Source organism: Brevibacillus sp. M2.1A (assembly GCF_013284355.2).
GTDB lineage: Bacteria > Bacillota > Bacilli > Brevibacillales > Brevibacillaceae > Brevibacillus.
The window spans coordinates 3,684,147-3,696,934 of record NZ_JABSUY020000001.1 but is presented as its reverse complement, the minus strand read 5'-3'; the positions used below and the strand labels follow the sequence as shown (position 1 = coordinate 3,696,934).

Here is a 12,788-nt window from a genome sequence, read left to right as displayed (position 1 = left end):
ACTTACAAATCGCCTATCAAGTCCATAATGTCATCGAGTTCTTCCAGAGAGAGCTTCTTGTCCACGAAATCACTCGGTGTTAACTCAGAATCTTTCTTTTGTAAACAATGTAAAATAATAGCGTTCAAATGAAATTGATAGAGTCCCATGAGCTTGTCTATCGTCGTTTTGTGATACTCATGGCGATTGTAATTCAAATAGATAACTAGCTCTCCACCGATAATCTTGGCATAGATATCGAGCGGGTGCATGCGCTCGGCATGAGGGCCTAGTACTCTACCCTCTGGTAGATCCGATAATGTGAAAAGCTCATTGTCCAGATCGGCATCGTACTGTCCCAGATAATTGAACACAACCTCGGGTTGGCGTGTGAAATGGATGTCTCGTTTGTGCTCGGAATCTGTGAGATGCTTTAGGATGGCATACCCGATTCCTTTATTAGGAATGGCACGCATCGTTTCTTTGACCAGCTTGATCTGCTCCCCCAATTGGCCCGATTTGGCTACAGGCAGCACGACAGGGAAAAGGGAAGTGAACCAACCTACCGTACGGGATACATTCAAGCCTTTGACAATCTCTTCACGTCCATGTCCTTCCAAAAAGACCTTTACATCGTTTGCCCCTGTCCATTCCTGCATTGCCATTCCCAAGGCAGTCAACAAGATCTCTTGCGTTTCCGTTTGGTAGGCGTGATTTGTATGGCGCAGTAATTGTTCCGTCTCCGTTTTGGAGAAACGAACCGACGCTGTTATCGTCTCCATTTCGGTCTGATAAATGGTCTCCTGATCCTTCGGTAAGGGAGGGCACGGAATGGATTCGACTTTTTTCCAATAAGCTAGTTCATTGACAAGCTTCTTGCTATTGGCAAAGGTTTTCAGCTCTTTCGCCCATTTTTGATAAGAATGTGTTTTTTCCGTTATAGCAATTGGATTACCTGAGGCTACTTGCTGATAGGCGATTCGGAAGTCTTCCAGAAGGATTCGCCAAGACACACCGTCAACAACCAGATGGTGAATCGCAAAAAGCAGATGGTCACCTACTCTTGTCTTGAAGAGCGCTACTTGAACGAGCGGCCCCTCCTGTAAATTCATACTGGCTTGAAGACGGCTTGCTTCTTCTTCCACTTTGTTACGAGCGTCCAGCTCTTCTGTAAAATCAAACACATGGAATTCGAACAGATTACCATCGTCGTCCCGATTAAACTGGACAAATCCCTCATCCGATTCGATAAAGCTCATGCGCAGGGCATCATGATGAAGCACAAGTGCATGGAGAGACTCCATCAATAGTTCGCTATGGAAGCCCTCTCGGCTGAAAACCATCATGGCTTGATTCCAGTGATGTCTACTTGATGTTATCCGTTCCAAGAAGTAGTGCTGGATTGGTGTAAGCAAGACAGGCCCTGTTACCAGTCCCTGATCGAAATTGATACTCTCGGAAATGATAAACGGTGCCATTCGTTCGATGGTTGGATATTTAAACAGATGATTGACTGCCATCATGAGATTCATCCGTTGCAGACGAGACGCGATCTGCAAACCCTTGATTGAATCCCCACCAAGCTCGAAAAAGCTGTCTTGAATCCCTACTCTCTCGATGCCAAGTACTTCTCCCCAAATTCCGGCAAGAATCTTTTCCATTTCAGAGCGGGGGGCTACATATTCCACTTCGCTTCTCACACTTCCATCCGGTTCGGGCAGAGCCTTGCGATCTAGCTTGCCGTTGGATGTAAGGGGAAACTCCTTCATGAGAACGAAGTGGGCAGGTATCATATATTCTGGCAATTCACGGCGAAGCAGGTCTCGCAATTGACTGACTGTCCATTCCTTCGCGGAAAGCAGATAGGCGCATAAGTATGCCTGATTGTTCTGGTCCACTCGGGCCATAACCACCGCATCATCAATGGACGCTTCCTGAATCAGGTTGCTTCGAATTTCATCCAACTCGATGCGGTATCCACGAATTTTCACCTGATGGTCCATCCGTCCGAGATACTCGATGTTGCCATCCTCACGATAGCGTGCCAGGTCACCAGTGCGATAGATACGCTTTCCAGCCTCTAATGGATGGGCAACAAACTTTTCCGCGGTCAGCTCTTCGTTATTCAAATATCCTCTTGCCAAGCTGATCCCAGCTATACAGAGTTCGCCTGGAACGCCTATCGGCTGCAACTGTCCATACTGATTGACAATGTACATTCGATAGTTGGGCAGTGGCTTTCCAATGGGGACAGGACTCTCCAGTAAGTCTTTTGCGAGCGAATAACGGGACGTATAGATGGTCGCTTCTGTTGGCCCGTAGATGTTTTCCAATTTCACCTCCGGCAGTACTTCATACACCTTTGGCACGAGATCATCCGGCATCGCTTCCCCACAAGCAAGAATGTACCGCAATCGGTTGGCTTCGTTTCGCCCCTCCAGATATTCGACGAACGGAATCAACATGGATGGCACGAAATTGATGTGGGTGATCCCTTCTTGGACTACCGCGTGCCATATTTCTTTGGGAGTCTTTTCTGCCTCTGGCTCGAGAATCACCAATTTTCCATTTCCAGGTATCCATCCGAAAATTTCGGCTACAGAGATATCAAAAATGTAGGTCGTCTTCAGCAGGATCGCATCTTCACTCATTAGCGGATATTCATCCTGCATGGCATGGAGCACATTGAGCAGCCCCCCGTGTTCAATCATCACGCCTTTGGGCTTCCCGGTTGAGCCTGATGTGTACATGACATACACGAGGTCATCCGGCATGTTAACCAGTGGTAGATTGCTTGTATCTGGGGAAAAGCTCCTCTCGCTGTCCAGATCTATAACACCCGCTGTAAAGCTTGCTTTTTCAACGAAACGGGACTGTGCCATCACCATCTTAGCGCCGCTATCTGTGAAAATGTAGGAAATTCGGTCAGCCGGACTGTTCGGATCGATCGGCAGATAGGATCCACCTGCTTTCAATACGGCGAAAATGGCCACTATCATCTCGAAGGATCGTTCCGATATCAGCATCACCAGATCGTCTGGTTTCACCCCTTTTGTCCGGAGGGTATGTGCCAGTTGATTAGCTCGTTCGTTCAGCTCTCGATACGTCATGCACTGTTCGCCAAGAACCAATGCGATCTTGTCAGGTGTAACAGCAGCCCATTCTTCTAACAACTGCATGATCAATTTGCCGGGGTATGTTTTGGATGTATCGTTTACCCCTAGTAACAAATCGAGGCGTTGCGCTTGAGGCATTAGTTCAAACGTTTTAACTTGCGCCTCCAAAGCGTGAACAGCTTGCAAAAGGAGGTGTTCAAACTGCGCAATCATGCGGTGGATCATGGATTCATCAAACAACCTTGTGTTGTATTCAAAGACAATGTGCAGCTCATTGTCCCGCTCCACTGCTTCTAGTGTCAGGTCGAACTTGCTAATCCTGTTGTTGATATGACGCGTGTAGTTTTCCAACCCTGTCTCCGATGTGCTTTGCATCATGAACATCACATCAAACAGGGGATGACGATTCCCGTCGCGTCTTGCGCCGGAGCCTTCGAGAATTTTATCAAAGGGAACGTACTGGTTTTGCAAAGCGGACAAAAGCTCTTGCTTCACCTGTTGCAGGTTATGTAAGAAGCTTTCTTCATGATCAATTGAGAGTAGAAGTGGCAAGGTATTAACGAACATCCCAAGTATCTCTCGCGTATCTGGATGCTGTCTTCCATCTGTTACGGTACCTAGTATGACTTGCTCGCTGTCGTTATTCATCTTGGATAGCCAGACAGATACGATGGTAAGCATCAGCATATAGAGGGTTCCATCATGTTTGGTTGCGGTGGTCTTGAGCTTTCTCGTGAGTTCTTTGGTTGCGCGATACGTGATCGTAGCCCCATCAAATGTCAGTTGCGGCGGACGTTTTCGTGTAGGAAGCTGGACAACGGGAAGCTCTCCCTCAAGAAGGGTTTTCCAGTAAGCAGCTTGCTGTTTGTATTCCTCGCTTGCATGCCAGTCATTTTGCCAGTGCGCAAACGACTTATAGGTACTCTGTAAAGGGGGAAGCTGCTGTTGTTCGAGTAAAGTCTGTAATTCCCGTAACAAAATCGACTTGGATAATCCATCCATGAGGATGTGATGGGAGTCGAGCCAGAGAACCTTTTTGTCAGGAGTTTCAATGATTCCAGCCCGGAGCAATGGCGCCTTTGCCAAATCGAATGGCTTGATGTGCTCTGCAAGTAGGCTGTGCAGTACCTCTTCTACACCCGTTTGACGGACAAATGATAGTTCGGAACACGTGACAATTTGCTTTACGATTTCGTCATGATACATGTGATACGTGCTTCGTAATCCTTCGTGACGTATCACCAGCTGTTGCAAGGCCAGCTGGATATGCTCCACATCTACGGAGTGGGGAAAGTCAACCGTGAATGTCACATTGTATGCGATCGACTCTGGATTCTGCTGTTGGATAATGTACATCCGTTTCTCCACCGCGGATGTTTCGTATTGCTGTTGTACGGTCAGCTCTTGCAATGGTTGTATGTTCGTCTGCTCTTGCTCTGTGAACAAACGTTTCAATTGGCGAATCGTTGGATGCTTAAAAAGCTGGTCATATCTCAAATCGAATCCGATATTTTTGAACTGGGAAATGAGCTGCATGGCCTTGATCGAGTCCCCACCGCATTCAAGAAAATGGTCGTCGATTCCCACCTGCAAGATTCCCAGCACACTGCTCCACACGTGGGCCAATTGTTGTTCAAGCTCATCAGTCGGCCCGACGTAATATTCCCTCAGCAGCTCCTCATCTCCCTGTACATCTGGCAATGCCCGCTTGTCTACCTTTCCATTCGTGGTGAGCGGTAGCGCGTCCATGTGAACAAAGTGAGTCGGGATCATGTAATCAGGAAGATCATTTCCGAGCCATTCCCTCAGCTCGTGAAAAGGGATTTCATCAGGAGCAACATAGTAACTAACTAAGTATTTGCGGCCATCCTCCCGTTCTTTGGCGATAACGGTTGCCATTTCGACCATTGGATGATTCATGAGGAAAGGTTCAATTTCTCCTGGCTCGATCCGATATCCGCGAATTTTCACCAAATTGTCGAGGCGGCCCATGAACTCGATGTTCCCGTCAGGCAACCAGCGTGCCCTGTCTCCCGTGCGGTACATGCGCTCCCCCGTCTGCGGATGAATGATGTATTTCTCAGCAGTCAAATCTGGTCGGTTCACATACCCTCGTCCCAACGCTCTACCGAGAATAAATAACTCGCCTGCTACCCCAATCGGTTGTAAAGCCAGCTTTTCGTCCAAAATTAAGATGGAGGTATGACCAATCGGCTTGCCAATCGGAATGCTCTGGTATTGCTTGTCCACCTCAAAAACAGTAGCAAGAATCGTGCACTCTGTCGGTCCATACAAGTTGTACAGCTTGTAAGCACCGCGCCGATCAACCTTTTTTAGCACATCCCCGCCTGTAAGCATCGCTCGAAAAGAACGATTATCCATTTGCATGAACTGTTCAGCTGCTCCCGTCGGAAAAAAGCTGATCGTAATGCCTTCGTGGTTGCAATAATCATTCAAGGCAATCAGATCATACTTCAGGGCAGTTGGCACGATGTGTAGTGAAGCGCCCGTGAGCAGATAGGGAAAAATATCCAATACAGATCCGTCAAATGAAAAACTGGAATAGACAAGGGCTTTGTCTTCATGGCTCACTTCAAAGTACTGGCGATGCCATTCACAAAAATTTACCAAGTTGCCATGCTCGATCATCACGCCTTTGGCCAAACCGGTCGATCCCGATGTATACATGACATAGACGAGATCTGTTGATCGATTGACGTGCGGTAGATTCTCTTTTCTGTCGCTAAAGCTATCAGGGTCACACACGTCCATCACTTCTAGTTCGCAGATGCTTTTCGCCTTTTCGATAAAGGGAGTCTGTGTCAATAAAACAGGTGCACTACTGTCGTTTAGCATATAAGCGATTCGTTCATCCGGATAATCCAGATCGATAGGGAGATATGCAGCCCCTGCCTTTAGAACGGCGAGAATACTCACCAGCATGTCCAGTGATCTGTCCATCATGAGCGCCACCAGATCGTCAGGCTTAACTCCTTTGGCACAAAGGTTATGAGCTAACTGATTGGCTCGCTCATTTAGCTGTTTGTATGTCAAGGACTGGTCTTGACATACAGCTGCCAGACTGTCCGGTGACACTTCGACTTGTCGTTCAAACAACTGATGATAGGTTAGATCGCTCTGCCTCTCTACTTGTGTTCGTTTCCCACAAAAACGCTTTAATGTCAGCAGTTCTTTTACGGTAGTCATATTCAGGTTTTTGTAGAAATCTCGGTCTTTTTTGTAGTGAATCGATCCGCCAGTTGGTTGTGGAAAAGGTGTGATCCGCCCGCTGACAATGTTCTCCCATTCTCGGATGAACAGGTCTTCAATCACCTGATTCGCTTTGTTGTAACAATCGATCAACGTATCATCGTCATTAAAAGAAATCTCTTCCTGAACAAGGATATTGCCGGTATCGATGTTCTCGTCTATGAGGTGTAGCGTAACCCCTTTTGGTGTCTCATCCCAAATGCTCCAGAAAACAGGGTCTCTCCCCTTGCTCCAGGGCAAGAGGGATGTATGTAGATTGACAATGCGCCCTTTGAAATGAGAAACGATTTCCTTACCCAGAATATAGCCGTACGCGTAACTGACAACATAGTCAATCTCTTCGAAATATTCGGTTTGTTGCTCCCATTTTTTTGTGCACACAATGACTTCGTGGTTTCTTGATTCCAGATACTGGACAATCCTGTTTTCTTTGCTCATGAATGTTGTTAGGAATAGTATTCTCAAAAAAACATCACCAGCATTTCTCATAATTTCGTTGACAAAAAGTTGACTTCGATTGAAAATCATCCTAGATGGAAGTTGTACCACATTTTTACTTTTTGTTACATGTTTTTACATATAACTCAAAAATATGGTTCTCTGCAAGTAGTTGTATGTAAATTTTTTTATTTTTTTGGCCCGACAAATAGAGGAAAGAACGCCAAAAGGCGCTACTCTGCTTGTTTTGAGCGATGAAAGGAGGTAAGTTTACCACTGGTAAAAATTGACAATTTCTGACAACTCCCGTTTTCAATGCTGCACTTCGCTCAATTTGACATTTCACTCTGATATGAAATTGCCTCTGTGTCTCCATCTCCAGTTGGTTTTGCCCATTTGGTAATCAACTCATTACCTTTACAGATTTTTAATATTCCGAATTGGATAAAAAGGTTACGATATGAGAGCTGCACATGAAATTGGAGTCACAGAGAAATCTAGGAAAGGGGATTTTTTTATGGAGCCTGCAATCGTCATTAAGGATCTCAAAAAATCGTTTGGAGACAAAAAAGTTCTCGATGGCATTTCCCTCTCGATTCCCAAAGGTAAAATTTTCGGTCTACTTGGACCTAATGGAGCTGGAAAAACAACCTCTCTACGTATCTTGTCCTGCCTCATTGAGCCTACGTCAGGAGAAGTCACTATCCTCGGTCATCAAATCAGCAAAAATAAAGAAGAGATTCGCAAAAAAATTGGTTGTGTAACGGAATCTCCCGGGGTGTATGACAAGCTTTCTCTGTTGGACAACCTGGAATTCTTCGCCTCCTGCTACCAGATTCCCAAAGCCAAGCGTGCTTCACGCATCGAGTATTTGCTACGCCAGTTCGATTTGTGGGACAGAAGAAATGATCCTGCCGGCAGATTGTCGAAGGGAATGAAACAAAAACTTTCGATTGTTTGCGCGATTTTACACGACCCAGAGGTGCTTTTCTTAGACGAGGTCACAGCCAATCTCGATCCGGTCAGCACCCGGAAGCTGAAAGATCTGATTCGCGAGTGGGCTGCATCTGGAAAAACGATCATCTTTTGTTCACATATCCTCGCAGAAATTGATGAGTTATGTCATGAATTCGCCATCATTAAGGGTGAGGTGATTCGATTAACCACCCCACAGAAGTTCCGCGAAGAGTGGACCACCTACAATGTGCTTCTTGACGTAGGAGCGGATTCGAATAAATCGGAACAGATCATTAAAGCCGCCGAGGAAGTGGAGACGTATAAGCGCACCGAAGATCAGTTCCATCTGAGGGTAGCCAATCCGAAGACCTCAAACCCTCAGCTGGTCAAAAAGCTGGTTGCTGCGGATATTACCGTCAATTACATAGCACCCATCTCCGTGTCACTGGAGGACTCCTATCTCAGCTTGTTGAATCAAGAAAAGGAGGCGATCTAGGATGCCGGGATTTGTTATTCTCCGGGAATGGAAAGAGCTTTTCGCTGCCCGCTCCGTATTGATTACGAACCTTGCGGCACCATTCGTTATATTGATTGTCGCTCTGATCACTACTGTATTTGCCCAAAACGGTAAAATGGAGTTCATCCTTAACCTGATGAAATTGACCAATCCCCTCCTTAACATGGCAGGTACAGATGGTCATATAGCGATTGCCCGCTTCTACTTCCTTTTGTTCCTGATTGTACCGGCGATGATCCCCTTAACATTTGCCACGACGAGTATCATCATGGAAAAAATGACAGGAACATTGGAAAGCGTACTGGTCACCCCGATTTCCACCAAGGAGTTTTTGCTCGGTAAGGTCTTAGCTTACTCCTTGCCTTCCATCGCTTTGACCTGGGTGGTACAGCTAATTTTTCTAGGGTTCATCTTTGCAACCTTTGACAATGCTGGCGAGTATTTTTCCATCGTATTTATTCTCGCGATGCTCCTGCTGGTTCCATTTATTTCGATCATCAGCGTATCCATGAGCGTCATTGTTTCCTCCAAAGTTGACAACGTCGCAGCAGCCCAACAATTTGGTGCCATACTGGTTCTGCCGATCATCGGACTTGCTGTCAGTCAGGTCATCTTCCTCTCCATGATGAGCAATCCGGTAATCTATCTGGGTATGGTCACGCTTTGTGCGGTGGTAGCCCTGATCCTGTTCCAGATAAGTATTAAAGTGTTTGATCGCGAGCATATCATCAGCAAGTGGAAATAACCGAGGGGATGAAAAATAACCACCTTATGAAATCGTTGTTGTTACACGATTCCATAAGGTGGTTTTACTTTTGGGTTTTGTTTTTAGCCAATAACCGCTTTGAGAGTTTGCGTCATCGTATGCCAGTCTTCTTCTTGCATGATCGTATCTAAAGGTCTCTTCAATTCCATTAGTACATCCTCTACATAATGCTCACGTCTCATCCCTACGAGGACACTGTGCACCTCTGGAGTGGCACGCATCGTTCTAATCGCGGATTGGCTGAGGTTATCTGTTGTCATTAAATGCGGTTTCACCCTCGTCAGCTCTTTCGAGATATCCAGTGAACGCTGGTAGTCTTTCGGGGCGTAGTAGCTCTGCAAAGCTTCTGCTGTCTCCATGAGAGCTGCCTTGTAAGTATCCAGCCATTGCTGCGTCTGGTCGTCCAAGCCCTCATGCCTTTTAATCGTATTGCGAATATCTTCGATGATCGGTTCAAACAAGAAGTTTCTCACATTTTGCACATTTGTGGCAGAGTATAGCTTTTTCCAGTATTTGCGAAGTGTAGCTCCAGATGATATTTTTTTCTTCAGCTCTTTCACATCTTCCTTCTCCATTTTTAATAATGGCAAGACGCGATAGACGATCTGATCCTCTACATCATCTACACGATTCAAGCAATCCTTGATTCGACGAATGGCTTCTTTTTCGTCAATGACCGCGCTCTGATCTAGTTGGATGTTCGTCAGGCGGAAGATTTTTTCCTTTGCTGTCACATCTAACGTCCGGTTGGTCATGACACCAAGCCCTTTTTCCTTGGCAAATAACAAGGCACTCTTGCCTTGCGCATGACTTTTTTCCAGTATGGCACCGGATTCGTACATGTTCATTGGAAACTGGATGACGCGAAAATGGTGATTCGGCGTAATCTTTTCTGCAATGTCCCAGAGGGTATCTAACGCAATAAAATCAAATTCTTTGACATTGCTGACAAACGAATTGGCACTGACTCCATAGCATTGAATCCGACCTGATTCTACTTCTCTCTCCAGATGTCGAAAAGCCTTCTCCACTCGCTCTAATAATTCATCATACGCTTCCTGTTGTTTGATCTTTTTCATTTTGGCCCATAGCAAATACCACTCTGGATTGTGCAGCATGTAGCAATCAATCGTGTCAACCTGCAAGCGCTGCAGGCTGCGTGTCAGCTGGTCTTGAAGATATTCAGGGTGGATACATATCGACAATCCTTCGTGTACCGTCGTGAAGTCTTGATACGGTTTTCCTTCCGCTGTCCTCTTCGTCGTTTCCTCGGAATCCTCGCCTTGTACGATACCGGCCTTGGACACGATTACAAGCTCTTCCCGCTTTATTTTTTCCTCACTTATCAGCTGCTTCAGCACATTACCGATGACTTTCTCGGCGCTCCCATTTGTATACATACTACTCGTGTCAATCAAGTTAATTCCTTCGAGCAACGCTTTACGGAGAGCCTGCTGGTACTGCTCATCCTGTTCATCAATCCGGTACGTTCCGAATCCAACCTGACTGATCCACACATCGAAGCTGCCAAATTGCTTATAGAAAAGATGGGGATTGGCCTGAGCTAGGCGCTGTGTCCCCTCTCGTGTTGCTTTTCCTGTCATCATCCTATCCCCCTGTACCCAGTAAGATAATTTTGAAGAGTTGACCCCACAATACTAATGACTTGGTCCTGTTGCGAATGGATGAAGAAATGGTCCCCTTCCAGCATGTAGGTTTGAAAAGCAGCGTTCGTGTGATCTGCCCAGGCTTCGAGATGTGTTATGGAAAAGTCAGGATCCTGCCAACCGCCAATGGCCGTTATTCCCGACTCCAGCGGCTCCTCGTCTTGATACCGATACGTCTCGCATATCGTGAAATCGGCCCGAAGCGTAGGGAGAAGCATATTCAGAATCTCCTGGTCCTCAAAAATTTCCTTTGGCGTGCCATTCATCGTTCGTACGCCCTCCAGAAACTCTTGATCTGGGAGATGATGGATAGCTTCACCCGGATCTGGTAGATGTGGAGCATGGTATCCGGATGCAAACAGGTGCTGCGGCTTGAGGTTGTAATGTTTGCGTAAATATCTGGCCAGCTCAAAGCTGACCAGCGTTCCCATGCTATGTCCAAAAAAGGCAAACGGTCGATTCAGATAGGGAAGGAGCGCTTCTGCCAAATCACGAATCATTACAGACAAATCCGTGTAGCAAGGCTCTAAAAAGCGATTACTTCTGCCCGGGAGCTGTACAGGACAAACGCCAATCTGAACAGGCAGCTTTTTTTGCCAATCCCGATAAATACCAGCATGGCCACCAGCATAGTGAAAGCAAAATAATAGCACTTCTGCCTCTGCCGTCGTTTTTGCAGAGAGTAGCCATCTGTTCTGGGAAACGTACATCTTTTGCATAGGTATCCTCCTCGCTATTACTTAGGGAACAATGCGAATCTTTGCATTATCTTTTAATTGTGATTGCCCCTTGATAACTACCTTGTCTCCAGGTTTCACTCCAGAGCTGATTAGTGTCTTCTCCGTTCCTTTCGAAGCAATCGAGATTTCCTTCTCAGCTACTCTTTCTCCATTCACGACGTAGGCTACCGATTTCCCATTTCGCTCGAGGATCGCATCTGTTGGTATGAGAATCCCTGCTTGTCCATTGATTGAAGAGACTTCTGCCTTCATTCCGGGTAGTAACGTGCCTTTTGGATTTGGCACTTCTATTTCCACGGGGAAAAGCTTGGATTGGTCAGAAGCCTTTAGTCCCACGTAGGTAATACTGCCCTTGACCTTGATATTTTGAGACGGAACCTGCAAATTTAGCTGTGTTCCTTTTTGAAAGCTTGCCAACGCTTTTTCAGACACATTCACCTTCACAATCATCGGGTCAAGGTTAATTACCGTTGCAATAGGCTTTTGCGGGTTGATTGTATCGCCTTCTTGGACTTGGATATCGGTAATAATGCCGTCAATTGTTGATTTGATCAGTGTGTTTTCCAATGCATTCCTAGAAATATCCACTTCAACCTTTCCTTGTTGCACATTTGCTTGCGTGACTCGTCCATTTTTATCGGCTGTATTCACTTGTGACCGTGCAGTAATCAAAGCGGTTTGCGCCTGATCCAGCTGGCTTTGATACTGGTTTTTTGCTTGCAGATACGCGTTTTCCGCATTCTCAAGCTCACCTTTGGACAAAGCTTTCTGTTCAAACAGCTTTTTTGAGCGGTTGTAATTTGCCTGCGCGAGCGTCAATCCTTGTTCCATCGTACGCTTGACACTCGCATAGGTTTGCTCCGCCTGCTTCAGTTGACTGTTAGCCAATTCGCCAGACGTCCCCATTTTGTTGGAATGCTCAAGATTTGCGTTGGCGACTGCTAATGCTGCCTCAGCTTGGCGCAGTTTCAATTGCGCTTCGGTTTGATCCAGCTTTCCGATGACTTGTCCTTTTTTGACTGTATCCCCTTTCTTTATCAGGATTTGAGAGACGGTTCCGGTAGTTTTGCCGTAAATACTCACATCCGTGTTAGCGAATACCTCCGCAAGCAACCTGTCAGAGTCTTTGAGTTCTCCTTCTATGACTTCCTCTACTTGAACATCAACGGAATTCTCCACTTTAATGGTTTCAACCTCAGTACCGGACTGGCTTTCGGTTGGTGTTCGTCCTTCTTTTGAATTGGTATTGTCTACGGATTGTGAATTGCATCCCGACAGTATTGTCAAGCCTAAAAGACATGCCACGCCTGAGCTGATTAGCTTCGTCTTCTTCATGTT

The 12,788-nt window shown here is 46.2% G+C and carries 6 protein-coding genes; 2 read left to right on the top strand and 4 right to left on the bottom strand.

Going from position 1 to position 12,788, the window contains the following annotated elements; all coding sequences use genetic code 11:
• Positions 1-2 precede the first annotated feature (2 nt).
• A complete protein-coding gene (locus HP567_RS18010) occupies positions 3-6,830 on the bottom strand; it encodes a non-ribosomal peptide synthetase (protein WP_173609154.1) in 6,828 nt (2,275 codons plus the stop codon).
• 490 nt (positions 6,831-7,320) lie between these two features.
• On the opposite strand from HP567_RS18010, the gene HP567_RS18005 reads away from it, so the two are divergent.
• Positions 7,321-8,256 carry an ABC transporter ATP-binding protein gene (locus HP567_RS18005; protein ID WP_173609155.1) on the top strand — a complete coding sequence of 312 codons (936 nt, stop codon included), beginning with the start codon at positions 7,321-7,323 and terminating at the stop codon, positions 8,254-8,256.
• A 1-nt stretch (position 8,257) separates the two neighbouring features.
• Complete coding sequence (locus HP567_RS18000) at positions 8,258-9,022, top strand: ABC transporter permease (protein ID WP_173609156.1); 765 nt, start codon at positions 8,258-8,260, stop codon at positions 9,020-9,022.
• A gap of 83 nt (positions 9,023-9,105) precedes the next feature.
• On the opposite strand, the gene HP567_RS17995 is transcribed toward HP567_RS18000, so the two are convergent.
• From HP567_RS17995 to HP567_RS17985, 3 genes are read right to left on the bottom strand one after another with little or no spacing between them, the layout of a single operon-like run.
• Positions 9,106-10,650: an aldo/keto reductase gene (locus HP567_RS17995; RefSeq protein ID WP_173609157.1), complete on the bottom strand. Its 1,545-nt coding sequence runs from the start codon at positions 10,648-10,650 to the stop codon at positions 9,106-9,108.
• Positions 10,647-11,429, bottom strand: a complete 783-nt coding sequence (lgrE, locus tag HP567_RS17990) for a linear gramicidin aldoreductase LgrE (protein ID WP_173609158.1) — start codon at positions 11,427-11,429, stop codon at positions 10,647-10,649. Before lgrE ends, HP567_RS17995 begins: the two co-directional genes overlap by 4 nt.
• A gap of 21 nt (positions 11,430-11,450) precedes the next feature.
• Positions 11,451-12,785 (bottom strand): efflux RND transporter periplasmic adaptor subunit, encoded by a 1,335-nt coding sequence (locus HP567_RS17985; RefSeq protein WP_173609159.1) that lies wholly within the window; start codon positions 12,783-12,785, stop codon positions 11,451-11,453.
• Positions 12,786-12,788 lie beyond the last annotated feature (3 nt).